Genomic DNA, 26,482 nt, shown 5'->3' on the forward strand with positions numbered 1-26,482 from the left:
CACCCCTTCCTACTTCTTCTCTACGAACGACAAATCGCCGATTGCTGGCTTTTCGTCGAGCTCGAACTTGTCGCCCAAGTGCTTCTTGACAATCTTCTGAAGTTCACCGGTGTCGTACAGCGACTCCAGCGCCTCGTTGATGGCCTCACGGCTGGCATCATCGCCCTTGGGTAGGCCGATGCCGTAGTACTCGTTGGTCCAGTAGGAGCCATCGGGGTTACGCAGCTCAACCACACGGAAGTCATCGCCGAAGCGTTTCTTGTAGCGCTGGGCGAAGCCCGCGAGAATGGTCGCATCGGTGGTCAGGGCATCGACGACTCCCTGCTTCACACCTTCGGCGCATGCGGCGTAGGTATCGAACTCCTGCAGCTGCACCTCCGGCAGAGCGTCCTTGACCTTCTGTGCTGGGGTGGAACCGGAAACAGAACACAGGCGAGTGCCCGGGGCGACGTCGTCAAGCCCCTGGATGCCCTCGGAACCGCGCACCAACAGTGCCTGGTGCGTGACCAGGTACGGGCCGGCGAAGTCGACGGCAGCCAGGCGGCCAGCGTTGATGGAGTAGGTGGCGGCAATCATGTTGACCTCGCCGTTGTTAATTAGCGTCTCGCGCTGAGCGGACGGGGTCTCGCGCCACTCCATCTCGGGCACATTCCAACCGTTCTTGTTGGCGATGTACTCGATGACGTAGCGGGAGACATCTGTGTCGACGCCCGCGAAATCGCGATCCGGGGTGCGCTCACCGAGACCCGGCTGGTCAAACTTCGTGCCCAACGTCACGTGCCCGGCCTCGATATCGGCCAGCAGGTTTCGGGGCCCGCCGCTACCGCAAGCCACGAGGCTCATTGTCGTGGCAACAGCTACGACAGCCGCTGCAACTCGCTTGCCGACGACGCCTCGGCGGCTCTGGTTGCGACTGAGTCCCCGGCCTCCTCGTAATAGTGAAAGCTTCATGGTGACCAGCCCCGCCTAGTGCCCGACGATCTTGGCCAAGAAGTCCTTGGCGCGATCGCTCTGCGGGTTGGTGAAGAAGGTCTCCGGGTCGGTGTCTTCGACAATGGACCCCTCGGCCATGAACAGGATGCGGTCGGCCACGCGGCGGGCGAAGCTCATCTCGTGGGTGACGCAGACCATGGTCATGCCGCCCTTGGCCAGGTCGGTCATGACATCGAGGACCTCGTTAATCATTTCTGGGTCGAGCGCGGAGGTGGGCTCGTCGAAAAGCATGACCTTCGGGTCCATGGCCAGGGCGCGGGCGATGGCGACGCGCTGCTGCTGGCCGCCGGAGAGCTGTGCCGGGTACTTGTCGGACTGTTCCGCAATGCCGACACGGGCGAGCAGCTTGTCCGCACGCTCGCGGGCCTCGGCTTTGGAGATCTTGCGGACCTTCAGCGGGGCCAGCGTGACGTTGTCCCGAATGGTCATGTGGCTGAAGAGGTTGAACTGCTGGAAGACCATGCCAACCTCAGCGCGCAGGCGGGTGAGTTCCTTGCCCTCTTCGGGAAGAAGCTTGCCGTTGATGCGAATTTCGCCACTGTCGATGGTTTCCAGGCGGTTGATGGTTCGACACAGTGTGGACTTACCGGAGCCGGAGGGGCCGAGGATGACTACGACCTGACCAGCTGGGATTTCCAGGTTGATATCACGCAAAGCGTGGTAGTCGCCGTAGTACTTGTTCACCCCGGCAATCGAAATCATGCTCTGTGGTGTGGATGATTCAGTCATGGGGGAAAGTATAGGTGATGCACCACACATAACAGTTACCGGTGTTCCTTGTCCGATATTCACCTGTGAAAAGTGACTGCACGCCAATTAATAGTGACTGCACACCAGTTAGTTCTGAATATTTACGTGATGGCGCTGCGCAACAGGCTTGCGGCCATGTACGAACCAGTAGAAAACGGCCGCGAGAACCACCACAGCCGCCAGGCCTGCGTACATCTTGTCGAAGCCAATCGTGGCAGCTACCGAGCCCAACACGATTGGGCCGAGGCCGATGCCTGCGTCGACAAGTAAGAGCAGCGTCGAGATACCCGTGCCCAACTTGTGCGCCGGCGCCAGGTGCACGGAGATGGTCTGGCACGCCGGCATCAGCGTGCCGTAGCCCAGGCCGCAGAGCGCGCCAGCGGCGATGACGTGCCAGTCAGCGGTTGCGAAAGCCAGAACAAGCAGTGAGATGGTGAAGCACACCAGGCCGATGGCAATTACCGGGTTGTCGCCGCGGCGATCCTGTAGGCGTCCCAGCGAGAAGCGTGCTGCCATCATCGCCACCGCATAGGCGATGAAGAAGAAGCTGGCGCCCCTAGTCAGGCCGCCCAGCTGCGAGTATCGGTTCAAAAACGTAATCACGCCCGCATACGCCAGGCCGATGAGCAGCATGAACAGGCCAATTGGCACCACTCTCGGCGTCATGATGTCATCGAAGGAAAATGTGCGCTTCGTCTCGCTTGCCGACGAATCCTCGGTGGCCTCGGCCTTGGTTTCCGCAGTGGCGGGCCCGTTGTGTTGTGGCAGAACGAGTGCCAGCACCAGTCCGACAATGGACAGGCCGAGGGCTGTGGCAAAGAGGACGCTGTAGCCGACCGAGCCAATAAGGGCTAGGCCGAGAGCTGGGCCAATCGCGGTGGCCAGGGTGGTGCCGAGCGAGATGTAGCCAGTTCCCTCTGCGCGGCGCGAAGCCGGAATAGCGGTCTGGGCGGCGGCCATCACGGCGGTGGAAGCTAATGCGTAGGTCAGGCCGTGGATGATGCGGATTGCAATCAGGACCGGCAGGGATGCGGCCCAAATGTAGGCGGCACAGGCTGCCACGATGACAGCGAGCGAGCCAAGCATGATTCTGCGACCACCGAAGGTGTCCACCAAGTAGCCGGAAAAGAGACGCGCGATGGTGGCGCCGACCACGAAAGAACTGGCAGCGAAGCCACCGGCGGCATCTGAGGCGGAGAAGCGCTGGACGGCGTAGAGCGCCATGACTGTGATTGAAAGGTAGAACACCAGGTACATGCTGAAGTTAATCAGCCAGCTGATGATGAACGCGGGGGAGAAGAGCTTGTCTTGCCCGTGCTGCTCGTCCTGCTCGTTCTGTCTGCGCCTGTTCTGCGTGGTCGTATGCGTTGTCATGCTGAAAATACGGTCTCTTTTCCCGTTTGAAAACGATCGTGGAATTAGTGCTGTGGCAAAACTGCTTCCCGGCATTTGTATCGTGCAAAAATGCAGTTAGGGGTCGAATTATAACAATTGGTTTGTATGATGCAAACGCACTTTTTCGGCCTTAACCCCATCCGCGGCGCGCTAGAATAGGAGCTGTTCAGCAAACAGATACATCTCACAGGCTCATTAAAGGGCCGACAAATAGGCGACAAGAGGATTGACTGCCATCGTGCGAAACGACGACCTAGCCGCGCTCGTTTACGAGAACATGCTGCTATCCCGGGTGAGCTCCAGTGGCTACCGACCACATCGCAAGGACATCCTGTTGGATCGCTCCGCCGCAGCACTACTGGCACGACTGGAAGCGCAGCCGGATATGACAGTCGCCGAGCTTTCCGATGCGCTGGGGCTGGACATTTCTACGGTGCACCGCCAGCTGGCCGCCGCCATGCGGCAGGGGTATATCGCGAAGAGACCCGCGCCGTCGTCAAGCGCGAAGGTACATAGCGCGACCGACAAGGGGCTAGAGCTGCTGCACCGGGAAATCGAGGCGCGTAAGAAAACCGTCGATGACATTACGCATGACTGGGAGGACTCGGAGCTCGCGGAGTTCGTGCGATTGATGCGCAAATTCAACGAAGGCGTGGAAGAAATGCGTGGTCATCCATGGCCTAGATAACCGCGGATGCCGTGGTCATGGAATACTTGAGGGCGTGGCTGAGAAAAAGAAGATTGCAAACGTCCTTGCTAACCGATACACCTCTGCGACTCTGGCGGAGTTGTGGAGCCCTGAGTACAAGATCATCCTCGAGCGCAAGCTCTGGATTGCAGTTTTGAAGGCCCAGGTCGCCCGCGGAATTGAGGTTCCGGAGGGCACTATCGAGGCGTATGAGAAGGTTATCGACCAGGTTGACCTCGACTCCATTGCCGCCCGTGAGCGTATTACTCGCCACGATGTGAAGGCCCGCATTGAAGAGTTCTGTGAACTGGCTGGCACCGAGCACATTCACAAGGGAATGACCTCGCGTGACCTGACTGAAAACGTCGAGCAGCTGCAGGTACTGGAGTCGTTGAAGGTTGTGCGTGACAAGGCTGTCGCTGTTGCTGCTCGCACCGCCGAGAAGGCCGCGGAGTACCAGTCGCTGGTCATGGCGGGTCGTTCCCACAACGTCGCCGCGCAGGCAACTACTCTGGGCAAGCGCTTCGCCTCCGCTGCGGACGAGATGCTGCTGGGTATCGAGCGCGTAGAAGACCTGATCTCCCGCTACCCGCTGCGCGGCATCAAGGGCCCGATGGGCACCGCCCAGGACATGCTGGATCTGCTTGACGGTGACGAGTCCGCACTGGCCTCCCTGGAAAACGAAATCGCTGCAGGCCTCGGCTTCGACCGCGTCTTTGACTCCGTCGGACAGGTTTACCCGCGCACCCTCGACTTCGACGCTCTGTCCGCGCTGGTCGAGCTCGGTGCAGGGCCGGCATCGCTGGCCACCACCATCCGCCTGATGGCCGGCAATGAGACCGTCACCGAGGGCTTCAAGGAAGGCCAGGTCGGCTCATCCGCCATGCCGCATAAGATGAATGCCCGCTCCTGTGAGCGCGTCCACGGTTTCCAGGTCATTCTGCGTGGCTACATGACCATGCTCTCCGAATACGCCGGTACTCAGTGGAACGAAGGCGACGTTTCCTGCTCCGTGGTCCGCCGCGTTGCGCTGCCGGATGCCTTCTTCGCCATGGACGGCATGTTTGAAACCTTCCTCACCGTCCTGTCCGAGTTCGGTGCATTCCCGGCCATGATTGACCGTGAGCTGGAGCGCTACCTACCGTTCCTCGCCTCCACCAAGATCCTCATGGCAGCTGTCCGCGCTGGTATGGGCCGCGAGGAAGCTCACGAGATTATCAAGGAGCACGCCGTCGCCACCGCATTGGATATGCGCGAAAAGGGCGCCGAGCAGAATCTCACCGAACGTCTCGCTGCAGATGAGCGCTTCCCGCTGGATGCCGCAGGGCTTGCCGACGCTCTGGCAGACCGCCACGCGTTCATCGGTGCCGCAGAATCTCAGGTTGACCGCGTAGTTGCGCGTGTGCAGACCGTCGTGGACAAGTACCCAGAGGCCGCGGCTTACAAGCCGGGCGAGATTCTGTAGCTTCACGTGCGTCACGCGCGAATCGCGAAACGTGAAACGTGAAACGCGAAACGCGCAAACGTAAGTACCTTTGAAAAACTCTGTCACGTTGATGGCAGAGTTTTTCTTCGTTTGTTGGCGAAACCACCAGTGAGCAGCCAAGTTCCTCGGTACGATGAGCGATAAGTATCGAAACCTCTACGCGAAAGGTGCCCGACGTGACATCGGCTGTTAGGACTTCGCTTTCTCGCCCGGGTGCCACATTGAATGTGCTGCGCTGGGTCCCAGAAAATGACAAGGGCGCGCCCATTACTCCTAAGGGAGTGGTGCAGATTGTCCACGGCATGGTCGAGTACGCCAACCGCTACGCTAAATTCGCCGAATACCTCGTATCCCAGGGCTATGCCGTCGTCGCGCACGACCATCGCGGCCACGGTATGACCAAGACGGATGCTGGCATCCCGGGCTACTTCGCTGACTATGGTGGCTGGAATCTAATTCTCGAAGACCTCCACGCAGTGCGCCAGTACGTTGATGCAGAATTCCCAGGCAGCAAGCACTATATTCTCGGCCACTCTATGGGGTCACTTCTGACTCGTAACTACATCGCCAAGTACGGCGAGGGGCTTACCGGCGTCATTATCATGGGCACCGTGTCGTGGCCAGGAGCTAAGGGCGATGCGGGAATGAAGGTTGCAAACCTGCTGGCTAAGATTCGTCCTACCGCGCCGGGCAAGCTGCTCAACACCCTCACCTTTGCTGATTACAACAAGGGCTTTGAGCGCCGCACTAAGTTTGATTGGCTCACCCGCGACCACAAGATTGTCGATGCTTATATTGCGGACGACAAGTGTGGTTTCGTTCCCACCAATGCCTTTTTCCGTGACCTTCTCGTCGGCACGCACTACGCGAATTCGTCTGAAGCCTATGAGAAAGCGCCTGATGATCTGCCACTTTTCGTGGTTTCCGGTGCCGTTGATCCGGCGGGTGGCGCTGCCTGTGTGACTGAGGTCGTGGGCAAATACCTGAACGCGGGGAAGAAGGACGTGCGCTTTAAGGTCTACCCGGATGGTCGCCATGAGATTCTCAACGAGTTGAATAAGGAAGAGGTCTACGCCGACATTTTGGCGTGGTTGGAGTCCCGCTAAGGGGAGCTGGTTAATAGGCGAAAAGTGTGTCCGCTCGGCGTGTCGACCGGCGCGTCGGCGGGTGGGCGCCTTCGATACTTACCTCAATGCGAGTTACTGACTGTGTTGATGTCAGCGACGGCGGGGGATCTGAGTTACTGACTGCGTTTATGTCAGAAATGGCCCGAAAAATGGTCTGAAAGTGTTATAAACTCACACAGTTTCAGATTTGCAGCCCGTATTCACGTGTGGAGTCCGTAATTTTTGGTGTCTGCCCAGTCATTATCTTGAGAATCAGACACACCTTTTGTCTATTAACCCAGAGGTGCTGGAAGAACGTGTGCGCTAGCTCGGGGTTCGCGCCACTAGTGGAGCGCCTGTGTGAGCCCTAGAAAGCCACCGCACTTCTAATAAGTTTCCATTGCGCGGATGCTTTTGTCGGGTAACGTTCTTTTCACGCTGGAAGAAAAGGAACCGACCACATGATCAGAACAAGACAACTCTCGGCGGTCGTGCTCACCATTTCCATGTTGCTGGTGCTCGTAGGCTCTTTTGCGGGAATCACAGCAGGGCGTGCACAGGCGCAAGAGACTGCGAGTACTATCTCGCCAACCATGGTGATCCTGGATGCTTCAGGGTCAATGCTTGCCGACGATGCGGGTGGCCAAACCCGAATGGAGGCAGCGAAGGACGCGACGAGTAAGTTCGCGGGATCTGTGTCAGAGGACTCCGAAATTGGGTTCATGGTCTACGGCACGGAAGTCGGCAATTCGCCGGAGGAGCGAGAAGCTGGCTGCCAGGACATCACCACGCTGCTGCCCGTGCAGGCTGGCAACTCGGCGAAGATTCCTGCTGAAGTAGGAAAGATCCAAGCCTCCGGCCACACCCCGATGGGGCCTGCGCTGCGTCAGGCTGCCGATGAGTTGCCGAAAGAAGGGCAACGTTCGATTGTGTTGGTCTCCGATGGTGAGGACACCTGTGCTCCGCCACCGGTGTGCGAGGTAGCCAAAGAACTCAAGCAGCAGGGCATTGATCTGGTCATCAACACAGTTGGTTTCCTCGTAGATGCGGGCGCACGTGCTGAACTGGAGTGCATTGCTGAGGCCACAGGCGGCGAGTACCTAGACGCCCAGGACTCTGATTCGCTGGCTGAGTCCATGAAGACGCTGGCGACCCGCACCGCACGCACCGCGCAGTCCAGCGCGCAAGAGATACAGGGCGGCGACACTCCTACGAGCGCTACCCAGGTGCCTGCCGACGTGGAAACGTTCTCGACCAAGCTGCGGGAAAAGACTCCTGAGTCCGAGCGCAGCATCAGTAATCAGGAAGGCGACGGTGCTGAGTACTTCTCCGTCCCGGTCGCTGAGGGAGAGCGGCTTGCAATTAGTGCGGCCACTGTGCCGGGAGCGTCGTCAGGCGCGACTTTGATGGACCTAGATGTCCGCGACTTCGCGCTCACTATGCATTTGGACGACAGCAGTTGCTTCCTTGCCAATGATTTCGGCAATGGCATCATCGACTCCAATGGCCCCTTTTTCGCATCGATAACAACCAAGCAGCCCGGAGGAGCGGAGGGGGACTGTAAGTCGGGCAATATGGTGTTCTCCGTGGCCCGAAAAGGAGGCCCCTTCGAAGGTCAGGACATTCCTGCAGAAGTGATCATCAAGCGTTTCGCCAACGAAAACCTGACTGATGTGCCGGAGGCGTTCCCGTCCGACAAGGAGAGCTTGAACCCTCCGCCCGCGACGCCGGAAGCAGATCAGGCTAAGAAGGTCACCCCAGGTTCGTGGTTCGATGACGCCACGGAACTTACTGCCGACAACATCAGCAGCGTCACGGCCGACATTGTTCCTGGTGAGACGCACGTGTACAAGATCAAGTCCGAGTATGGGCAGCAGCTCCGCGGCGCCGTCAAACTCATTGACGCCCCAGAAGCGGACAAGCTTGCACAAATCTCCGGCCTGGATATCAAGACGCTGAATTCGGCACGCCAGCTCGCCGGTAGCGAGGAAAACCGTCCGGTAAATGAACACCAGATTGGCGAAGAGACAACATTTGGTAACTCGGCCCGGATTAACTACCGCAATCGGATCGGCGAAGATGGCGAAAAGTCGGGCGATTACGAGGCTGAAAGAGCGTGGCTGGATGGTGACCAGTACATCGTTGTCTTCTTCAACAACAGTTGGGGCGCCGGTAAATCCCACGATGTCGCGGATGTTCAAAACGTCCCGGTGACTTACCAGCTGACCACGGAGTTGGTCGGCGAGAAGATCCCGGGCCCAGCTTTTGAACAGGTCGCGCACAAGTCGCCAAGTAGCGAAACCCCGACTAGTAGCCAGCAGAATCCGAAGACCACCGAAGAAAACGAGGATGACGGCTCCTCGAAGATGATGTGGTTCTCTATGGGGACAGTGCTTCTAGTCTTGGTCATCGGCGCGACAATCGCGTTGACCCGTAAGTAACGCTAGAGCGTCCAGTACACGCCGAATCGGTCAGGCTTGACGACGGCTTCCGTGCCCTCGGCAACCTCAGCGCCTGTAAGGCCAAGCGCTTGGCAGGCGCTTTCGACCTCTTCGGCAGAATCGCTGGAGAGACGCATCGCCACACCGTCGCCGAAGGTGAAATTGTGCATGCCCGGCGAGTCGAGCGTCATGAAATTCTCTGACCCGAAAAGTTGGTTGTATACCTCGGTGGCGGCGGCAGCCTGTGGTTCGTCGCCTGTCCACATGAAGTAGGGAATAACGGCGGGATTCGCTGTCTTTGCGGCAGAGTCCGTGCTTGCAGCCCCGCTGGTTAAGGAATTAATCATCAGTTGCCAGTTGACCCCATTGCCGTCGACCAACCAGCCAAAGAGCGGCGAGAAATCGTAGCTGGTCAGGGGCATGAGTGCAGCACCACCGCTGATGGTTTCATCACCCGCCATCAGATGCTCCCACAGGCTGCGTAGCTGGTTTTCCTGACCAGGGGCAAATCGCACCATAAAAGACACAGCGGGGGTTAATCGGCGGTTCCCGTTCTCAATGAGTTCGAAGTCCATCCCGCCGATGGTGAGCGTGGTGGAGTTGGGCTTGATGTTGGAGTGAAAACCTTCGGCGTAAAACCGCGCAGCGGCGCGGGGGTCGTCGTTAAGCGCGATCACGGCCGAGATAGAAACAGTCATGAAAATGAGCCTAACGACGAGCGCTTAGCCGTGCAGAGAACGCAGCGTTTGATCCTAGTCAGTGAAGAATCTTCATACGGCGATATCCCCAGTAACGCTGCGCTGATTAGGGGATTTCAGTTAGTGGCGTGGGCTCTGCTCTCGAACTAGGTCTGCAAATCTGTTGATGTAGTCGCGAACAAAGTCCTCAGTGCTTGACGACGTGAATTCTCCTTGTTCGTCAATGAGTGTTGGCGATTGTCCCAGGAAGACCTCTGGCTGACCGAGCATCGGCATGTCGAAGTACGACAGCGCGAGTCGCAAGTTCTTCTGAGAGCTATAACCTCCCATACGGCCGACGGAGTGGCTGATAATTCCCGCGGGCAGGTTCTTCCATGCCACATCACCGTTGGGCTTAGATCCGATGTCAACGGCATTCTTCAGAGCTGCAGGAATTGTGCGGTTGTTTTCTGGGGTGACAAATAGGATGCCATCGCTGGCTTTAATGGTTTCCCGGAAACTGGTGTATTCCGCGGGAGTCGCAATATCGGACACTGCGGGGTCGTCGTAGTCGAAGTTGTAGAGAGGGAGGTCACGAATCTCGACGATGTCGACTTTGAAGTCATCGGGGAAGTACGTGGCTGCCTTGAGTGCAATCTTTCGTGCATAGGAGGCTCGACGCAAGCTTCCTACCAGGATAGAAATCTGTGCAGTCATGCGAATGTTCCTTTCTTAGGATGTATGGGGAAAGACGTGGATTTAGAAATCCCAGTCTTCATCTGCGGTGTCTTCGGCTTTTCCGATGACATATGCGGAGCCGGAACCGGAGAAAAAGTCGTGGTTTTCATCTGACCCCGGGGTGAGGGCGGCGAGAATTTCGGGCTTGAAGGCGGTCTCTTCATGGTTAAACCGCTGCGGGTATCCCAAGTTCATGAGCGCTTTGTTGGCGTTGTATCGAATGAAGTTGGCAACGTCGTCGTAGAGCCCGAGTGGTTGGTATAGGGCTTCGGAGTACCTCAGTTCGAGCTGGTATAGATCATCGAGAAGTTCGAAGACGAAAGCCTTCATCTGCGTTTGCGTGGCGGTGTCGTAGGTTTCTACGCCTCGCTGGAATTTGTAGCCGGAGTAATAGCCGTGAACAGCTTTGTCACGCAGAATCAGGCGCACCATGTCGGCGGTATTGGTCAGGATGCCACGTGATGCGAAGTGCAGCGGGAGGTAGAAGCCGGCGTAGAGCGAGAAGGACGAAAGAAGCGTTGCTGCCGCCTTTCGCTTGAGTGGAACGTCGCCGTAATAGTGTTTGAGCACAGCTTTTGACCGAGCCTGCAGGATGTCATTGGCGACTGCCCATTGGTAGGCAGCGTCGATGTCAGGGGTATTGGATAGCGTAGAAAATACTGAAGAATAAGACTTTGCATGCACTGCTTGCATGAAAGCGATATTCGTGTAGACGGCCTCTTCATGTTCGGTGCGGGCATCTTGAATTTGGGAAATCTCCCCGACAGACGCCTGGACTGTGTCGAGCATGGTCAGTCCGGTGAAGACCTTCATGGTCAGCTCGCGTTCTAGATCGGTGAGACGTCGCCAGTCTGCAAGGTCATTGGACAGCGGAACTTTTTCGGGCAGCCAAAAATTTGCTGTTAGGCGATTCCACACTTCGAGATCTTTGTCATCTTGCACTCGGTTCCAGTTGATCGGCCGAAGGCGGGCAGCTGGGTCCTTTCGAAAAGACGGTGGCGTAGTTGAATAGCTGTAGATGTTCAAGAAGTAGCGCTCCTCCAGAATTTTTCCAGGCCCTCTTTGACGTTTTCCACATCGTGGTCTGTCCCCAGTAGCTCGTAGTGGTATAGCTCCGGAACCTGGCATTTTGCAGAAATGATGGCTCCGGCTATGCAAAAGTCGGTGCCGAAATTTGTGTTGCCCGAGGTGATGACACCGCGGATGAAACTCCTGTTGGTTTCGTCGTTGAGAAAAGCGATGACTTGCTTAGGTACCGCGCGGCGCCGACATCCGCCACCATAAGTCGGTGTGATCAGGACAAATGGGCTGCAAACGCGAATCATTCCGTCTTTTCGCGGATGTAACGGGATGCGTGCTGCTGGTTGAGCCAGCTTTTGGACGAACCGGTGAGTGTTTTCAGAAGCACTGGAGAAGTACACGATTCGGGGTGACTCCTCCGGTGGGAGTTCCGTGAAAGTCAGCGGCGTCTTCGATGATGAAGACACTCGATTACCTCCTATGTTCAATGGATTGAACATAAAATAGAGGAGTGAATGGGGTGTCAACAAGGCGTTGCCTACATGCGGTTGAAAAGTGCTTAGTCACGCAATTGCGAAGTAAAGCCGCGACTCTGCATTAACGGCGGAAAAACCCAGCAGCTGATCTTCAAGGCGGGAAAGTGGCGGGGTTGCCGGCCGGGGGGGGAGAGAGGGAGGAGGCGGTGTCTCTCGGAGGGGGCTCCAGTCGTGCCCCGGGCAAAAGCACAACAGGGAAACAAAACCGCCGCGCTTTGGAAAGGCCCAGTCGATGAGGAGACTGGTTTTCCAAAGCGCGGCGTTTTCTACAGCGCTTTCGCATCAACTACTTCAGCGGACGAACACTTCCGGTGAAGTGCGGACGCTTCTTCTTGCGATCCCACGCGACAATGTTGACTGCGCGGCCGATGTTGGAGCTGCCCTCAGTCAGGTTGTGAGCAGCACCTGCACCGTCACCGGTGTGGGTGAGTGCGACATTGATGGTGGTCGGCAGAACGACCGGCGCACCGAAGGAAATCTGGAACTCGTACGACTGACCCGGCAGAACCTGTGCCTCAGCCAGCGCGCGGGAGGCGGTGTACATGCCGTGTGCAATCGCTGCTGGCATGCCCAGAGCCTTCGCGGAGACAGAGGTGATGTGAATCGGGTTCCAGTCACCGGAAACCTTGGCCCACTTGCGGCCGGTGTTGCCAGCCAGCTTCCACTGAGCGGTGGGGAAGGGGACCTTAAACTGCTCACGCTTGATGGTCTCGGCGCCGGACTTGATGGCCTCACGCTGTGCCTGGACCTCTTCGAAGCCCTCGGCGTCCTTCAGGCGAACGCCCTTGGCCAGGTACACCGATTGCTCCTCGACCAAGGTGGCGCCGGATGTGGACGATGCAACAGTCGACTCCAGAACAACCTCAGTGCCCGAGCGGTGAGCGCGGAATGCGGCAACCTTCACCGCGATATCAACCTTGCCGCCGAGTGTGACAGGCGAGATTTCGCGGTAGGTGTTCTCGGTGTGGACCAGGCCCATCATCGGCAGCGGGAAATCGTCCCCAGCCATCAGCTCCATCTGAATGGGCATGATTAGGGCGTGGATGTGGCCGAAGAACGCTTGCTCAGACTTCGGGGCGCCAACGACGTCGCGGAAGTCCTGGTCGCGGTCGGCATCGACAGTGACACCCTTGACCACTAGTTCATCGACCTTGATTTTGGTGGAGTTCGGGCGCTTCTTTGCCGAACCAGCAGCTGCCTTGGCGTAGAGCGGAACCAGATTGGGAATGGCGTCCAGGGTCTTAGCCATAAGTTTTCCTCTTTCCTCCTTATCGGGAGCCTATGCGGAAGTCACGACTTCGCTTAGGCGCCGACGATGTTCTGACCACAGACGCGCAGGACGTGGCCATTGACACCGAGCGCGCGGTCGGAGACCAGGAAGGCGATTGCCTGGGCGACATCGCCCGGCTGGCCGCCCTGCTGCAGCGAGTTCACGCGTCGAGCAACCTGGCGGTTGACGAACGGAATAGCAGCGGTCATGTCGGTCTCGATGAAGCCCGGAGCAACAGCGTTGATGTTGCCGCCGCGCTTAGCGAACTCCTCAGCGTAAGCCTCGACCATTGCGATAACACCGGCCTTGGAGGTGGCGTAGTTGGTCTGACCGCGGTTACCTGCGATACCGGAGGTGGAAGCCATGGTGGCAATACGCGGAGCCTTCTCGAAGGCCTTGTGGTTCAGCAGCTGCTCGTTCATCTTCAGCTGAGCCTCGATGTTGACGGCGATGACCGAGCCCCACTTGGCGTCGTCCATGTTGGCGAACATCTTGTCGCGGGTGATACCTGCGTTGTGGATGACGATGTCCAGGCGGCCGTAGCGGGCCACAGCAGCATCGGCAATGGCGTTGCCGGCGTCGTCGGCAGTGATGTCCTGCTGCAGAGCCAGGCCACCGAGCTCGTTGGCAACCTTGGACAGCGCCTCGCCAGCCTGCGGAACGTCGATGACGATGACCTCTGCGCCGTCAGCCTTGAGCTGACGAGCGATAGCGGCACCGATACCACGGGCGGAACCGGTGACAGCGGCAACCTTGCCAGCCAGCGGCTTATCCCAGTCAGCTGGGATCTCACCAGCGTCGGAGGAGACGCGGAGGAACTGGCCGTCGATGAAGGCCGAGCGGCCGGAGAGGAAGAAGTGCAGGGAGGAAATCACGGACGGTGCGGTGACCGAGACACCCGGAGCAACGAGGATGCCGTTAGCGGTGGAGCCGCCACGAACCTCGTGGCCGAGGGAGCGGATCAGGCCCTCGATACCACCGGCGACAGCGTTCTCAGCAATCTCGGCCGGAGTTGCGTTGTGGTGAGCATCCTTGGCGCGGGAGACGGTGACGATGCGGCCACCCTTGTCCAGCTTGCGCATGTGCTTTGCAGCAGCGAGCACTGGGCCCTGCAGCTCTGCCGGGCGCTTAGCCTCGGTGGCGACGAGGACAATGGCACCAATCTTGTCGTCAGCGGCGTTGCCACGACGAACTTGCAGGCCCCACTCTGTCAGCTGAGCTACAACTGCGTCTGCATCTGCACCCTCGCCGGTGACGAGCACCTTGTCGTTGTTCAGCAGCGGACCGCCCGGCTTGTAGCGGCGCAGGAACGGTGGCTGTGGCAGGCCAGCGGCCTTAGCCAGTCCAGTGAGCGGACCACCGTTGACGAGTTCCTGGTACTTATCGGTCATGGAAAATTCTCCTTGAAAGTAAAAGTGTCTTTATCGGTGGTGCGCTTTTAGACGCGAGCCTCGAGAACTGCGACAACACCCTGGCCGCCTGCGGCACAGACAGAAATCAGGCCGCGAGTGGTCTTGCCGGTCTCGTCTGCCTTCTGGCGCAGCATCTTGGCGAGGGCTGCCACAATGCGGCCGCCGGTAGCGGCGAATGGGTGGCCGGCTGCCAGGGAAGAGCCCTTGACGTTGAGCTTCTCGCGCGGGATGGAGCCCAGCGGGCCTTCCAGTCCGAGCTTGGTGCGGCAGAACTCCTCGTCCTCCCATGCCTTCATGGTGGACAGGACGGTGCCGGCGAAAGCCTCGTGGATCTCGAAGAAGTCGAAGTCGTCGAAGGTCCAGCCGTTGCGGGCCAGCAGGCGCGGGGTGGCGTAAGCCGGAGCCATCAGCAGACCCTCGTCGCCGTGGACAAAGTCAACTGCGGCTGCCTCGGAATCGACGACGTCGGCAAGCACCGGCAGACCGCGCTCAGCGGCCCACTCCGGGGTGGAGACGAGGACGGCAGAGGCGCCGTCGGTAAGCGGAGTGGAGTTACCGGCGGTCATGGTCGGCTCTGCTTCCAGGCCGCGGCCGAAGACTGGCTTGAGCTTGGCCAGCTTCTCCGGGGTGGAGTCCGGGCGCATGTTGGTGTCACGGGAAACGCCCTTGTACGGGGTGACGAGGTCAGTGAAGAAGCCCTCGTCGTAAGCGTTTGCCATGTTTTGGTGGGAAGCGGCGGCGAGCTCATCCTGCTCAGCTCGGGTAACGCCCCACTTGGCGGTGGTGATGGCCTGGTGTTCACCCATGGACAGGCCAGTGCGGGGCTCGCCGGTCGACGGAGTGTCCGGAGCCAGGTCGGACGGACGGGTCTTCAGGAAGACCTTTGCCATGTCCAGAGTGGACTTCTGGCGGCTGGCCTCCAGCAGGATCTTGCGCAGACGGTCGTTGACAGCAATCGGAGCGTCGGAGGTGGTGTCCACACCGCCGGCGATAGCGGAGTCAATCTGGCCCAGCTTAATCATGTTGGAGACAGAGTTGAGGGCCTCCATGCCGGTGGCACATGCCATCTGAATGTCGAAAGCCGGGGTGTCCGGCGCCAGTGCGGAGCCGAGGACACACTCACGGGTGAGGTTAAAGTCACGGGAGTGCTTCAGCACAGCGCCGGCGGAGACTGCACCGAGGCGTTCGCCGCCGATACCGAAGCGGGCGACGAGACCGTCGATTGCAGCGGTCAGCATGTCCTGGTTCGACTCGTTAGCGTATTCCTTATTAGAACGAGCGAACGGAATGCGGTTACCGCCGACGACGACTGCGCGGCGCAGAGAGTTATTGTTGGCCTGAGCTGCCATGTGATTGTTCCCTTCAAAATCCTTGAAGTGTGACGTGAATTACTAAATTTAGACAATACTGGTATCGGTGTTTTCTGTCACGTTTTTAGAAATATTTTTGCCCAGTCATCTACCGAGCGGGGGAGGTGAGGGGTAAACACCGTCGTTTACCTGTGAAAAATTCGATGGGCAGCAGTCCGGAATCTCAAAATTTTTCCCGCTTGACGACGGTAATTGCGTCAATCCCCACTAGTTGGGGTGGTGGCCGGAGGTATCAATAGAGTGCAAAGGCGTATAGGGGTTTAGACTTTATCGCCATGCGACCTGAACTTTCCTCGTATAACCATCTTTCCGCGGGCAAGGTCCGGGAAATCTACGAGATTGACCCTGAGACTCTGCTGCTTGTGGTCAGTGACCGTATTTCTGCCTTCGACCACATTCTGGAGACCCCGATTCCTGACAAGGGTCGAGTGCTCACCGCGATGAGCGTGTTCTTCTTCGACGAGATCGACTTTCCGAACCATATGGCTGGCCCGGCTGACGATGAGCGCATTCCGGAAGAGTGCCTCGGCCGTGCGCTGGTGTGCAAGAAACTGGACATGCTGCCATTCGAGTGTGTCGCACGTGGCTACCTAACCGGCTCGGGTCTCGTCGAGTACAAGGAAAACGGCACTGTCTGTGGCATTGAGCTGCCTGAAGGGCTCGTCGAGGGCTCCAAGTTGCCAGAACCGATTTTCACCCCGGCCACCAAGGCCGAACTGGGCGAGCACGACGAGAATGTCTCCTTCGACGCCGTTGTGGAGTCCCTGGGGCAGAAGCGTGCCGAAGAACTGCGCGATGCCACCCTGCGCATCTACACCCAGGCTGCTGAACTGGCTGCTAAGCGCGGCATCATCCTGGCCGACACCAAGTTCGAGTTCGGTCTCGACTCCGACGGCAACCTGGTGCTGGCCGACGAGGTCCTCACCCCGGACTCCTCCCGCTACTGGCCAGCCGACTCCTACCAGGAGGGTTCGGTTAACCCGAGCTTCGACAAGCAGTACGTCCGAAACTGGCTGACCTGCTCCAAGTCCGGCTGGAAGAAGGACGAGGGCACTCCGCCGCCGGCGCTGCCAGGTAGTGTTGTGGAAGCAACTCGCGAGCGGTACGTTGAGGCCTACGAACGACTGTCAGGCCGCCGCTTCTCGGACTGGATTGGAGAACCTGCGTGAGCGAAGTGACCTTGGACTCGGCATCCGTCGGCAGGCCTGCAAAAAAGGTTTTGCCCGCACCCCGTGCACAACGGAAGCCGGTGACTCGGTCCTTCCACGGAAGGGACTTCACCGATAACTTCGAGTGGCTCCGCGATAAGGAAAACCCCGAGGTTATCGAATACCTAGAGGCTGAAAATGCCTATACGGAGGCTTTTACCTCCGATCTTGATGGCACCGCGGACGCGATTTTTAAGGAAATCAAGTCGCGCGTGCAGGAGACCGACATGTCGGTCCCAACTCGCCTTAATGGCTGGTGGTACTACTCACGCACGCAGGAGGGCAAGTCTTACGGGATGAGCTGTCGCGTGCGTGCGGAGGCCAGTGACGGTCTTGCCGCGTGGACTCCGCCGACCATTGCGGACGACTCTCCGGCACCAGGAGAACAGGTCATCCTGGATGCCAACGAGCTGGCCGAAGGCCACGACTTCTTCGCCCTCGGCGCAGCGAGCGTCTCCGCGGACGGCAATCTGCTGGCCTACTCCACCGACGTCACAGGCGACGAGCGCTACACGCTGCGCGTAAAGGATTTGCGCACGGGCGAACTGCTTGACGACGAAATTGCGGGCATCGCCGCAGGTGCTACCTGGGTTGGCTCGGAATGGATCTTCTATCAGAAGGTCGACGAAGCCTGGCGGCCGGATTCCGTGTGGCGTCACCGCGTAGGCACCTCTACCGAGGACGACGTCTGTGTCTTCCATGAGCCCGATGAGGCTTACTGGGTCGGAGTCGGTACGGTACGCAGCGAAAAGTACCTGATTATTGAGAGCTCCTCGAAGATTACCTCTGAGGTCTGGTACCTGGACGCCAGTGACCCGACCAGTGAGTTCACCTGCGTGCGCCCGCGCGAGTCCGGTGTTGAATACGACATCGATCACGCCGTCATTAGCGGCCAGGATATGTGGCTGATTACACACAATATAACTGGCTCGAACTTCGCACTGGCCATGGTGCCGGTGGGGTCTTTCGACAGTATTTCGGATCTCACTGAGCTGGTTGCTCACCGCGATGACGTCCGTGTTGAGGGCGTTGACTGCTTCGCTGGGCACATCGCGTTTGGATACCGTCGCGGCGGTATTGGTCGTGTGGCGCTGGCGGTATTGGCGCAGGACGAGGATGGTGCTGGCTCCGCTGAGACGGGCGATGCTGCCGACCCAGTGCCAGCGTCCGCTGTGAACTTCGTCGAGCTCGAATTCGACGAAGAGCTCTACTCCGCAGGCACTACCGGCAACGCTGAATGGGACACCCCGGTGTTGCGCTACGCCTACGGCTCCTTCACCACGCCGTCGCAGCTCTGGCAGATTGATATTGCCTCGGGCAAGCGGGTGCTGCTCAAGGAGCAGAAGATTCGCGGGGAGTTTAATCGCGGTGATTACGTCGCCAAGCGTGAATGGGTGAGTGCAAGCGATGGTGCCCAGATTCCGGTGTCGATTATTCACCGCGCGGATTTGGATTTGGATGCGCCGAATCCGACGCTGCTCTACGGCTACGGTTCCTACGAATCCTCGATGGATCCGGGCTTTTCCATCGCCCGGCTGTCGCTGCTGGATAGTGGGATGATCTTTGTCATTGCACACGTCCGCGGTGGCGGCGAGATGGGTCGTGGCTGGTGGGAGAACGGTCGCGCAACCACGAAGAAGAACACATTCACTGACTTCGTCGCCGTCGCTGACTACCTGCTGGATTCTGGTTGGACCACGCGCCAGCAGTTGGTAGCGCTCGGCGGTTCAGCGGGCGGCATGCTGATGGGTGTGGTCGCAAACATTGCTGGCGATAGGTTCGCGGGCATTCAGGCCGTGGTCCCGTTTGTCGACTGCCTGACGTCCATGCTGATGCCAGAGCTGCCGCTGACCGTGGTGGAGTGGGATGAGTGGGGCGATCCGTACCACGACCCGGAGGTCTACGACTACATGGCCTCCTACGCGCCGTACGAGAACATCTCGGCCGATGTGAAGTACCCGAAGATTCTCGCGACTACTAGTTTGAACGACACTCGCGTGCTCTACGTGGAGCCGGCAAAGTGGATCGCCAAGCTGCGCGAAGTTGTCGGCGGCGAGCCGGGCCAGTTCCTGCTCAAGACCGAGATGTCCGCTGGTCACGGTGGTGTTTCTGGCCGTTACGAACGCTGGCATCAGACTGCCTTCGAGTATGCCTGGATTGTCCACACTGCTGGTGCGGTGGAGTAACGGCATGGATATGCGCACGCTGCTGTCCGCGCAGGGTTTTGACACCGATTCGCTTTCCGACGATCAGTTGGCCGTCTACCACACGCTTTTTCGGCGGCGGGATGTCCGCCGCGAATTCGCCGGAGAAAAGTTGGACAGGGAGCGATTGATGCGCGTGTTGGCGGCCGCTCACGCCGCTCCTTCGGTGGGGCTGTCCCAACCATGGGACTTTCACATCATTCAGGATTCGGCTCGCCTGCAGCAGTTTGCCGACCATGTAGCCGGACGCCGCGCTGAATTCGCAGCCAAACTCGAAGGCGAGCGGCGCGAGACTTTCAATCCGATTCAGATTGAAGGAATTGTGGACTCGGGAACGGGCATCGTCGTCACTTATGACCCGACCCGTGGCGGCAAGAACATTCTCGGCCGCGACACCGTCGATGACACCGGGTTAATGTCAGTCGCGCTGGCTATTCAGAATCTGTGGCTGGCTGCTACGGCAGAGGGGCTCGGCGTCGGTTGGGTCAGTTTCTACCATGAGGATTTCCTGGCCAACTTTGTCGGTGTCGAGGCGCCCGTGCGGCCGGTGGCCTGGCTGTGCATTGGTCCGGTAACGCACCTGGCCGCGGAGCGTGACTTGGAGAAGTTTGGTTGGCGCAAGGGTTTGGCGCTCGATGAGGTTGTGCACTGGGGATAATCTGAACTCTTACTTGAAAGGCCTCTGAGTATTCTCCAAGCTTTGTCCTCTCCGTTACCAAAAATTTACATACGCCTGTTTTTGTTGAATCCATGGCAGGCAGCGGGGTGCAAGAACAGATTCGGACGACAGACCAGGTCGTTCGTCCAGCGGGCAAAGAGCTCGTAACTATTGACGGTGGTGTGGTCGGTTCGCCGCTTTTGGTGTCGGTGTCGGGTTTGCGCGATGGCACATTGCTCGATGTCGCTCGTTTCGTGGCAGCGATGGAACAGCGCGGTATTACGCCGTCTCTGCTGGTAGCGCCGCATGCGGGTAAGAACTGGTCGTTGCGGGAAGCTCCGGCGGTGCTGGATTGGCTCCGCCGTCGTAGCGATGACGGCATCGAGATTGTTCTCGCGGGGTTCGATCAGTCGGTTCGAGGCCGAGGCGCGGAATTTGCGTCGTTGAGCGAACATGAAGCGCGCTTGCGCCTGATTGCCGCAACGCGCCAGATGCGTGCGATGGGTTTTGAGACGGATGTCTTTGCACCGCCGAAGTGGACCATGTCGCCAGAGACCATGAATGTGTTGCCGGAGCTGGGCTTCCGTGTTGCAGCGGACCGAAATGGGGTCCGCGACCTGATCACTGGTGCTGTTGATCCAACTCGCGTGCTGGCTATCGGCGAGGGCTTCGGCGGCGCCGGTTGGTGGCGCCGCGCGGTGCGCTCCTCAGTGCAGCGCTCGCTGGAGAAGGGCCGCGCGGTGCGTATCTCCGTTAACGCTTCGAAACTGCGGGAGCACAAGCTGCGCCAGGATGTTGTCGGCATCATTGACCAGGCGGTCGATGGGGGTGCGCAGCCGGTCAACCACTCTTCGGTGCCGCTGGGCCGCGAGTTCTTTGAAGGCATGGAGCAGGTCGGCTAGTCGTCACCTCTGACGGCTATCGTGGGACTGCCCTAGTGTGGGGTTTATGAGCAATCTCTTCGACATCCCAGTGACCACTATCGACGGCAACGAAGCAACGATGAACGACTGGGCAGGCCACGTTCTGCTTATCGTCAACACCGCCTCGGAGTGCGGTTTCACGGATCAGTACGACGATCTGCAAGGACTTTTCGACGAACTCGCACCCCGAGGCTTCTTCGTCCTCGGCTTCCCCTGCAACCAGTTCGGCGGGCAAGAGCCCGGCAGTGCCGAGGAAATCAAGCAGTTCTGCCAGCGCGAATTCAGCGTTACCTTCCCGCTCTTCCAAAAGACGGAGGTCAACGGCGACAGCGCTCACCCACTCTACAAGCTGCTGAAGGAAACCCCGGACGCCGACGGCGAGGCTGGGGACGTGAAGTGGAACTTCGAAAAGTTTGTTATCTCGCCCGAGGGGGAGGTCATCGGCCGTTTCCGCTCCAAGGTCTCACCTGACGACGACGCTCTGCGCGACCTCATCGAGGAAAACTTGCCTATTTAAACTTGGCTATTTGCTGGCGTCCAGCGGTGCTTGCTCGAAGTAGCCCGTGGTGCCGTAGCCCACGATGCCACCTCGGTTCCGCAAGGTCATGCTAGCTAGACCGACCTTGCCAAGCTCATCGCCACCGATGGTGACCCAGTCACCCTGAACCGCGACAACCATGTTGGCGTGCACCCCAAGGCCTGCGGGGTAGCGGTAGAAAATGATGTCACCCACCTGAGGAGAGAAGTCCTTGTCGGTGACGAAAGCATCATGTGCCTTGTAGGCATCCATGAGCTGTTCGACATCCGCAACCAGCCATGGGTTCTCGGTTGTGGCAGTGCTGTTCTGCGCTGTTCTGTTCTGCGCAGTGTTGTACTGCTCTGTGCTGTTGTTGTCGGTGGCACTATTGGCAGCCGAATTCTCGGGCGTATCAAAGACCGGAACACCCGCGGATGCGAGCAGGAATGACAAGAATGGCGCAGTCCAGGAACCGGAGCAGTCGACCGTGTCTCCGAATGCGTCAAGGTTTGGATTCAGCTTCGATGTCTGGTTCGTAGCCGCAGGTGCAGAACCCGGCCTGGTAGCAGCAGCGGCGGCGACGGCATCTTCATCAGCGGTTGGGTCTGCGTCTGAATTCGGGTGCTCGCCGACCTTGGGGATAACGCTGCGGATGTCGGCATCAGTAGCGCCACACGCCAGGCCGAAGTAAACCTCAGGGGATGGCTGCTCCTCGTACTGATAGCGCGCAACATCCTTCAGAGCCTGCTGATAGTAGGGGCGGTCTGCCTCGGTGCGGGGGAACGTGCCACCACGCCAAGCCAGAACATTGATAGGCCCGAAGAGCGTGAACCACCCGGCGAAGAGGAATACCGCCGTCAGTACCAGGATGGACACAGGCGGGATAGCGGCGCGAACACGTTGCAGCATGCTCGGTGAGGATGCGTTCTCCTGGCCGTCGTCAAGCGATGGTGAGGAAGACTCAGACCGTGGTGCGTGAGGCTGCTGTGCGGGCACAGGCGCGGGTGAATCGGTGGTCATATCTTCCCAGGATAGTAGGCGGCACTGCGGTCGTCCTTGGCGAGTGCGTCTGAGCCGTACGTAATGGCATAGTCTGCGGCTCCTGCTGCGGAAGGAGTCGTGCAGTTAGACTGTGGTTCATGACTTCACCCGACATGCGTAACGAGGCCGAGCACGACCCTCGTGAGGATCTGCCGAGCTTCCTGCGTGAGCCGGACAAAATAGACAAGCTTCTCTATGCATCGCTGATGCTGGTTGCCGTGTACGGCTTTGCAATTATCCCGTTCCGCGCGGTTTTGCTGCTCAAGTATACCTTTTTACATACGTGGCTGACGGGCTCGAATCTCTCGGTGCTGATTCTCGCGTCGGAAAACGAGGATAGGCCGCTCTTCCTCTTCGCTGTTGTGGTGATTGCGGCGCTGTCGACAATTAAGTTCATGCCGTTCTTCTACTGGATGGGCAAGAAGTGGGGCACGGAATTCATCACGATGAGTTTCGGCGGCCATCCACCGCGATGGTTTAAGAAGATGGAGAACTTCATCTATGAACGCATCGGGCTGAGTGTGCTGGCATCGTTTGTGCCATTCTCGCCGATTCCGGCCACGATCGTCGTGGCCATCGGTGGTATTGCGAAGGTGCGCGGCTGGGTAGTAGGTGTGTACCTCTTCCTCTGTGCCGCAATGCTCAAGTGCTTCTACCTGTACTTGGGCCTGAAGTTTGGCCCAAGTATCCAGGGCTCCCTGCAGACGATTGACCGGTACGTCACCTACATCACCTTCGCGCTGATTGGCTGGATGTTCCTATCCATCTGGTGGAAAAACAGGAAGCCGGGCGGCCAGGCGGCTTAATCCTGTTCGCGCTCAATCAGCGGTAGCGGGCTGTACTTGTCACGCAGCGCCTTCAGCGACAGATCGTGAGCGTGCAGGCGCTTGTCCTCATCCGTCGTCGGCTGGAAGTGCGGTACCGGCTGTGGGTTGAAATCGTCGTCAATTGCGACATAAGTCATGGTCGAGTGCAGAGCCTTGCGCAGCCCGCCGACACCCTTGCGGGGCTCACAGCAGTAGACCTGCACCGACAGGTGCATCGAGGTCGTGCCGGTGCGCAGGATGCGTGCGCGCACCTCAACTAGGTCGCCAATGTGGATTGGGTTGTAGAAGCGAATACCACCTGCGTACACGGAAATAGTCTGGCGTCCCGCCCAGTTGGTGGTAACTGCCGTCGCAGCCTCATCAATCCACTCCATGGCGGTACCGCCGTGGACGTTTCCGCCCCAGTTAACATCGGTCGGCTTTGCCAGGAAACGTGTGGTCAGCTCGGGTGCAGAGGAATCCGCGGAGTACGTTTGCGCGCGCATGCTGGCTTCGATGTCGCGGCGGAGCTCAAAACGGGAAAGAGCGGCCTTTTCAACACGCTCTTCTTCCTCCGTTTGCGGCACCCACTTCGGAACCGGTGTCGACTTACCATTTTCATCCATGGCCACGAAGATCACTAGGCAGTCAGCTGCGCGGGTGAACTTGCCCTCGCGCGGATCAGCTGAGAGCACCTCGTTGACGATGTGCATAGAACTGCGACCGGTATGCGCAATCTTGGAGCGCACCTCAACAATGTGGCCGCTGGGAATCGGGCGAGTGAAGTGAATGTGACCGAAGTACGCAGTCACGCAGTAGCGTCCCGACCAGCCGGTCGCACAGGCGTAAGCGGCCTTGTCAATCCACTGCAACACACGGCCGCCGTGGACGGAATTGGTTCCGGCCATAATGACATCGGTCGGCGACGCCATAAAACGGAGTACAAGAGATGGTGACGCTGGAGCGTGCACCTGTTCAGCTTTTTCAGTTGACTGCGTATCCATATATGAAAGCATAACTCTAGGATGAGGTTATGGTATCCAAAATCTCGCCTTTCGACGTTCGCAGCGCTCTTTCCACCGCCGCACCCTGGGCGGCGCAACGTCTTCTCGGCCGCGAATTGCTATCTGACCAAAAGGCTGCCTCCTTCGCCGGGGCAGATGGGGCGCAGGGGCCGTCGTTAAGCCGTGCGAGCCTCGCCAAAGCGGTGCGTCTGTCCGTGCGGATGCTCGCCCAAGAGGCGCCGGGGCATAGCGTCGAGGTGCGCGTGCCGCCCTTCGTCGCGGTCCAGTGCATTGAGGGGCCCAGGCACACACGCGGTACGCCGCCCAATGTCGTGGAGATGTCGCCGGAGATTTGGCTGGGACTCGCGTGCGGAATGATCACGTTAGAGCAGGTGCAGGCGCACATCGATATGTCGGGCACGCGTGCGGCGGAAATCGGGAATCATCTGCCGGTGGCGCGCATTTCTTAAAACCCGTTGGGGGGATGCTGAATTGGTGCCCGGGCGGGTGGGGCTATTAGTGTGAATGTCGTGGCCGATACCAACATTTCAGGTGCACCAAAGACCAAACTTTTGCCAATTTCGCCTTACGACGATCTGGGGGAGACATCCCCGCGTGAAGAATGTGGCGTCTTTGGCGTTTGGGCACCTGGCGAAGACGTGTCCAAACTCACCTACTATGGCTTGTTTGCCCTGCAACATCGCGGCCAGGAAGCCGCCGGTATCGCAGTCGGCGACGGCGACCAAATTCTCGTATTCAAGGATCTCGGGCTTGTTTCCCAGGTTTTTGATGAGCAGACGCTCGACGCTCTGAAGGGGCACGTAGCCGTCGGGCACACGCGCTACACCACCGCTGGAGCTCCTGCGTGGGAGAATGCACAGCCGATGTTCCAGATGGCTTCCGACGGCACGGACATCGCGCTGGGGCACAACGGCAACCTGACCAACCACCTCACGCTGTTCCGTGAGGCAGTGGATAAGGGGCTGATGCGCGATCAGGGAGAGCTGCCTAGCGACTCCGCAATTATGACCGCACTGCTTGCCGACGAAACCGGCAAGGTTGATCACCCAGAAGACCACGGCTGCAGCACCAACGTGGAAGCGGCTGCGCTGACGCTTCTGCCGCGCCTGAAGGGGGCCTTCTGCCTTACTTTCACCGATGGCGAAACGCTGTACGCTGCGCGTGACCCACACGGTGTGCGTCCGTTGTGCTTGGGCCGCCTGTCCGGTGGCTGGGTAGTTGCGTCTGAGACCTGTGCGCTGGATATCGTCGGTGCATCATTCGTCCGCGAGATCGAGCCGGGCGAGATGGTGGCCATTGATGCCTCCGGTGTCCGTTCGCAGCGTTTCGCCGAAACTACCCACGCAGGATGCATTTTCGAGTACGTCTACCTGGCGCGCCCGGACTCCAACATCCGTGGTCGCTCTGTCAATGCCGTGCGCCTTGAGCTAGGTCGCCAGTTGGCGCGTGAGTTCCCGGCTGACGGTGACCTAGTAATGCCGGTGCCGGAATCCGGAACCCCGGCGGCGGTTGGCTATGCCCAGGAATCGGGCATTCCGTTTGGTCAGGGGCTGACCAAAAACGGTTACGTGGGCCGTACCTTCATTCAGCCTTCGCAGACGATTCGTCAGCTGGGCATCCGACTGAAGCTGAACCCGCTGAAGGAAGTTATCGCCGGTAAGCGCTTGGTCGTGGTTGATGACTCCATCGTCCGCGGCAACACTCAGCGTGCCCTGATTCGCATGCTGCGTGAGGCCGGTGCGAAGGAAGTGCACGTGCGCATCGCCGCGCCGCCGGTGAAATGGCCGTGCTTCTACGGCATTGACTTCGCCTCTCCGGGCGAGCTGTTGGCCAACGGCGTGGATGAAAATGACATCGTCGCCGGTATCGCAACCGCGATTGGTGCCGACAGCCTGGGATTTGTCTCCATCGATGGCATGGTCGCCGCTTCCGAGCAGGCAAAGACCGAAGTCTGTTGTGCCTGCTTCGATGGCAAGTACCCGCTGGGTCTGCCGGAGGGCAATCCGAATGCGGCAGCTGTGGAGAGGATGCAGGCAGCCCAGGCTGCCAAAGCCGCAACGAGCAATTAGCCTCGAAACCTCCTTAGAATGAACTACGAGAACTGAACCGAGAACAAAGCGCAAGCGGTGCTGTGGATTGCAGCCGTTGCTTTGTTCCCGGTCCGCCAATACTCCCGGATACGGCAGTAACGCCGCCCGGGGGAGAAAGTTTAAAGCGA

The 26,482-nt window shown here is 59.0% G+C and carries 24 protein-coding genes; 12 read left to right on the forward strand and 12 right to left on the reverse strand.

All coding sequences use genetic code 11. The annotated features are described in order from the left end of the window. Nucleotides 1–9: 9 nt before the first annotated feature. From HMPREF2651_RS10500 to HMPREF2651_RS10510, 3 genes are all read right to left on the reverse strand, one after another. The gene (locus tag HMPREF2651_RS10500; protein WP_038626524.1) at nt 10–951 is read right to left on the reverse strand and encodes a glutamate ABC transporter substrate-binding protein; all 942 of its coding nucleotides are present in this window, start codon (nt 949–951) and stop codon (nt 10–12) included. 15 nt (nt 952–966) lie between these two features. Continuing rightward, nucleotides 967–1,695, reverse strand: coding sequence for an amino acid ABC transporter ATP-binding protein (locus tag HMPREF2651_RS10505; protein ID WP_049180879.1), 729 nt, complete (start codon nt 1,693–1,695; stop codon nt 967–969). A gap of 135 nt (nt 1,696–1,830) precedes the next feature. Then, entirely contained in the window at nt 1,831–3,117 is a 1,287-nt protein-coding gene (locus HMPREF2651_RS10510; protein ID WP_038626521.1) for an MFS transporter, read from the reverse strand. Between the two features lie 259 nt (nt 3,118–3,376). Here HMPREF2651_RS10510 and HMPREF2651_RS10515 point away from each other — a divergent pair, with 259 nt between their 5' ends. From HMPREF2651_RS10515 to HMPREF2651_RS10530, 4 genes are all read left to right on the forward strand, one after another. Beyond that, nucleotides 3,377–3,826, forward strand: a complete 450-nt coding sequence (locus HMPREF2651_RS10515) for a MarR family winged helix-turn-helix transcriptional regulator (RefSeq protein ID WP_049180878.1) — start codon at nt 3,377–3,379, stop codon at nt 3,824–3,826. Between the two features lie 34 nt (nt 3,827–3,860). Then, a complete protein-coding gene (gene purB, locus HMPREF2651_RS10520) occupies nt 3,861–5,291 on the forward strand; it encodes an adenylosuccinate lyase (RefSeq protein WP_049180877.1) in 1,431 nt (476 codons plus the stop codon). Nucleotides 5,292–5,488: 197 nt separating this feature from the next. After that, entirely contained in the window at nt 5,489–6,418 is a 930-nt protein-coding gene (locus HMPREF2651_RS10525; protein ID WP_048733074.1) for an alpha/beta fold hydrolase, read from the forward strand. Nucleotides 6,419–6,879: 461 nt separating this feature from the next. Then, the gene (locus HMPREF2651_RS10530; RefSeq protein WP_049180876.1) at nt 6,880–8,859 is read left to right on the forward strand and encodes a vWA domain-containing protein; all 1,980 of its coding nucleotides are present in this window, start codon (nt 6,880–6,882) and stop codon (nt 8,857–8,859) included. Nucleotides 8,860–8,861: 2 nt separating this feature from the next. On the opposite strand, the gene HMPREF2651_RS10535 is transcribed toward HMPREF2651_RS10530, so the two are convergent. The 7 genes from HMPREF2651_RS10535 to HMPREF2651_RS10565 all read right to left on the reverse strand — a co-directional run bounded on the left by HMPREF2651_RS10535 (nt 8,862) and on the right by HMPREF2651_RS10565 (nt 15,861). Beyond that, the gene (locus HMPREF2651_RS10535) at nt 8,862–9,557 is read right to left on the reverse strand and encodes a VOC family protein (RefSeq protein WP_038626511.1); all 696 of its coding nucleotides are present in this window, start codon (nt 9,555–9,557) and stop codon (nt 8,862–8,864) included. Between the two features lie 120 nt (nt 9,558–9,677). After that, a complete protein-coding gene (locus HMPREF2651_RS10540) occupies nt 9,678–10,253 on the reverse strand; it encodes an NADPH-dependent FMN reductase (protein WP_016421405.1) in 576 nt (191 codons plus the stop codon). Between the two features lie 42 nt (nt 10,254–10,295). Then, nucleotides 10,296–11,300, reverse strand: coding sequence for a class 1b ribonucleoside-diphosphate reductase subunit beta (gene nrdF, locus HMPREF2651_RS10545; protein ID WP_080971523.1), 1,005 nt, complete (start codon nt 11,298–11,300; stop codon nt 10,296–10,298). Continuing rightward, complete coding sequence (gene nrdI / locus HMPREF2651_RS10550) at nt 11,297–11,794, reverse strand: class Ib ribonucleoside-diphosphate reductase assembly flavoprotein NrdI (RefSeq protein ID WP_253291958.1); 498 nt, start codon at nt 11,792–11,794, stop codon at nt 11,297–11,299. The genes nrdF and nrdI overlap by 4 nt, the downstream gene beginning before the upstream one ends. Nucleotides 11,795–12,116: 322 nt before the next feature. After that, nucleotides 12,117–13,079 carry a MaoC/PaaZ C-terminal domain-containing protein gene (locus HMPREF2651_RS10555; protein ID WP_049181157.1) on the reverse strand — a complete coding sequence of 321 codons (963 nt, stop codon included), beginning with the start codon at nt 13,077–13,079 and terminating at the stop codon, nt 12,117–12,119. Between the two features lie 53 nt (nt 13,080–13,132). Further along, a complete protein-coding gene (locus HMPREF2651_RS10560) occupies nt 13,133–14,491 on the reverse strand; it encodes a 3-oxoacyl-ACP reductase (RefSeq protein WP_049181156.1) in 1,359 nt (452 codons plus the stop codon). A 47-nt stretch (nt 14,492–14,538) separates the two neighbouring features. After that, nucleotides 14,539–15,861 (reverse strand): acetyl-CoA C-acetyltransferase, encoded by a 1,323-nt coding sequence (locus HMPREF2651_RS10565; protein ID WP_038626498.1) that lies wholly within the window; start codon nt 15,859–15,861, stop codon nt 14,539–14,541. Nucleotides 15,862–16,157: 296 nt separating this feature from the next. Between HMPREF2651_RS10565 and HMPREF2651_RS10570 the strand changes: the two genes are divergently transcribed. The 5 genes from HMPREF2651_RS10570 (at nt 16,158) to HMPREF2651_RS10590 (ending at nt 21,392) form a co-directional block, all read left to right on the forward strand. Then, entirely contained in the window at nt 16,158–17,051 is an 894-nt protein-coding gene (locus HMPREF2651_RS10570; RefSeq protein ID WP_038626496.1) for a phosphoribosylaminoimidazolesuccinocarboxamide synthase, read from the forward strand. Further along, nucleotides 17,048–19,276, forward strand: coding sequence for a S9 family peptidase (locus HMPREF2651_RS10575; RefSeq protein WP_080972854.1), 2,229 nt, complete (start codon nt 17,048–17,050; stop codon nt 19,274–19,276). The genes HMPREF2651_RS10570 and HMPREF2651_RS10575 overlap by 4 nt, the downstream gene beginning before the upstream one ends. Nucleotides 19,277–19,280: 4 nt before the next feature. Continuing rightward, complete coding sequence (bluB, locus tag HMPREF2651_RS10580; RefSeq protein ID WP_049181155.1) at nt 19,281–19,952, forward strand: 5,6-dimethylbenzimidazole synthase; 672 nt, start codon at nt 19,281–19,283, stop codon at nt 19,950–19,952. Between the two features lie 92 nt (nt 19,953–20,044). Next, nucleotides 20,045–20,854 carry a polysaccharide deacetylase family protein gene (locus HMPREF2651_RS10585; RefSeq protein ID WP_222867384.1) on the forward strand — a complete coding sequence of 270 codons (810 nt, stop codon included), beginning with the start codon at nt 20,045–20,047 and terminating at the stop codon, nt 20,852–20,854. 46 nt (nt 20,855–20,900) lie between these two features. Beyond that, a complete protein-coding gene (locus HMPREF2651_RS10590) occupies nt 20,901–21,392 on the forward strand; it encodes a glutathione peroxidase (RefSeq protein ID WP_049181154.1) in 492 nt (163 codons plus the stop codon). Between the two features lie 6 nt (nt 21,393–21,398). On the opposite strand, the gene HMPREF2651_RS10595 is transcribed toward HMPREF2651_RS10590, so the two are convergent. Next, nucleotides 21,399–22,412: a hypothetical protein gene (locus HMPREF2651_RS10595; protein ID WP_049181153.1), complete on the reverse strand. Its 1,014-nt coding sequence runs from the start codon at nt 22,410–22,412 to the stop codon at nt 21,399–21,401. 119 nt (nt 22,413–22,531) lie between these two features. Between HMPREF2651_RS10595 and HMPREF2651_RS10600 the strand changes: the two genes are divergently transcribed. Beyond that, nucleotides 22,532–23,239 (forward strand): hypothetical protein, encoded by a 708-nt coding sequence (locus HMPREF2651_RS10600; protein ID WP_016421393.1) that lies wholly within the window; start codon nt 22,532–22,534, stop codon nt 23,237–23,239. Here the strand turns inward: HMPREF2651_RS10600 and HMPREF2651_RS10605 are convergent. After that, nucleotides 23,236–24,243, reverse strand: coding sequence for an acyl-CoA thioesterase (locus tag HMPREF2651_RS10605; RefSeq protein WP_038626488.1), 1,008 nt, complete (start codon nt 24,241–24,243; stop codon nt 23,236–23,238). The genes HMPREF2651_RS10600 and HMPREF2651_RS10605 overlap by 4 nt on opposite strands. A 29-nt stretch (nt 24,244–24,272) precedes the next feature. Between HMPREF2651_RS10605 and HMPREF2651_RS10610 the strand changes: the two genes are divergently transcribed. Together HMPREF2651_RS10610 and purF are read left to right on the forward strand one after the other, a co-directional pair. Beyond that, complete coding sequence (locus HMPREF2651_RS10610) at nt 24,273–24,713, forward strand: sterol carrier family protein (protein ID WP_038626486.1); 441 nt, start codon at nt 24,273–24,275, stop codon at nt 24,711–24,713. Nucleotides 24,714–24,764: 51 nt separating this feature from the next. Beyond that, entirely contained in the window at nt 24,765–26,333 is a 1,569-nt protein-coding gene (gene purF, locus HMPREF2651_RS10615; RefSeq protein ID WP_038626484.1) for an amidophosphoribosyltransferase, read from the forward strand. The last annotated feature ends 149 nt before the right edge of the window (nt 26,334–26,482 follow it).

Origin of the sequence: Corynebacterium sp. HMSC063A05 (assembly GCF_001809695.1) — a bacterium.
GTDB lineage: Bacteria > Actinomycetota > Actinomycetes > Mycobacteriales > Mycobacteriaceae > Corynebacterium > Corynebacterium amycolatum.

Bases quoted from the DNA above. Each gene is read 5' to 3' on its own strand.
- HMPREF2651_RS10500 (WP_038626524.1), bottom strand. From the start codon at position 951: ATGAAGCTTTCACTATTACGAGGAGGCCGGGGACTCAGTCGCAACCAG.
- HMPREF2651_RS10505 (WP_049180879.1), bottom strand. From the start codon at position 1,695: ATGATTTCGATTGCCGGGGTGAACAAGTACTACGGCGACTACCACGCT.
- HMPREF2651_RS10510 (WP_038626521.1), bottom strand. From the start codon at position 3,117: ATGACAACGCATACGACCACGCAGAACAGGCGCAGACAGAACGAGCAG.
- HMPREF2651_RS10530 (WP_049180876.1), top strand. From the start codon at position 6,880: ATGATCAGAACAAGACAACTCTCGGCGGTCGTGCTCACCATTTCCATG.
- HMPREF2651_RS10535 (WP_038626511.1), bottom strand. From the start codon at position 9,557: ATGACTGTTTCTATCTCGGCCGTGATCGCGCTTAACGACGACCCCCGC.
- HMPREF2651_RS10540 (WP_016421405.1), bottom strand. From the start codon at position 10,253: ATGACTGCACAGATTTCTATCCTGGTAGGAAGCTTGCGTCGAGCCTCC.
- nrdI (WP_253291958.1), bottom strand. From the start codon at position 11,794: ATGTTCAATCCATTGAACATAGGAGGTAATCGAGTGTCTTCATCATCG.
- HMPREF2651_RS10555 (WP_049181157.1), bottom strand. From the start codon at position 13,079: ATGGCTAAGACCCTGGACGCCATTCCCAATCTGGTTCCGCTCTACGCC.
- HMPREF2651_RS10560 (WP_049181156.1), bottom strand. From the start codon at position 14,491: ATGACCGATAAGTACCAGGAACTCGTCAACGGTGGTCCGCTCACTGGA.
- HMPREF2651_RS10565 (WP_038626498.1), bottom strand. From the start codon at position 15,861: ATGGCAGCTCAGGCCAACAATAACTCTCTGCGCCGCGCAGTCGTCGTC.
- HMPREF2651_RS10570 (WP_038626496.1), top strand. From the start codon at position 16,158: ATGCGACCTGAACTTTCCTCGTATAACCATCTTTCCGCGGGCAAGGTC.
- bluB (WP_049181155.1), top strand. From the start codon at position 19,281: ATGGATATGCGCACGCTGCTGTCCGCGCAGGGTTTTGACACCGATTCG.
- HMPREF2651_RS10585 (WP_222867384.1), top strand. From the start codon at position 20,045: ATGGCAGGCAGCGGGGTGCAAGAACAGATTCGGACGACAGACCAGGTC.
- HMPREF2651_RS10590 (WP_049181154.1), top strand. From the start codon at position 20,901: ATGAGCAATCTCTTCGACATCCCAGTGACCACTATCGACGGCAACGAA.
- HMPREF2651_RS10595 (WP_049181153.1), bottom strand. From the start codon at position 22,412: ATGACCACCGATTCACCCGCGCCTGTGCCCGCACAGCAGCCTCACGCA.
- HMPREF2651_RS10600 (WP_016421393.1), top strand. From the start codon at position 22,532: ATGACTTCACCCGACATGCGTAACGAGGCCGAGCACGACCCTCGTGAG.
- HMPREF2651_RS10605 (WP_038626488.1), bottom strand. From the start codon at position 24,243: ATGGATACGCAGTCAACTGAAAAAGCTGAACAGGTGCACGCTCCAGCG.
- HMPREF2651_RS10610 (WP_038626486.1), top strand. From the start codon at position 24,273: ATGGTATCCAAAATCTCGCCTTTCGACGTTCGCAGCGCTCTTTCCACC.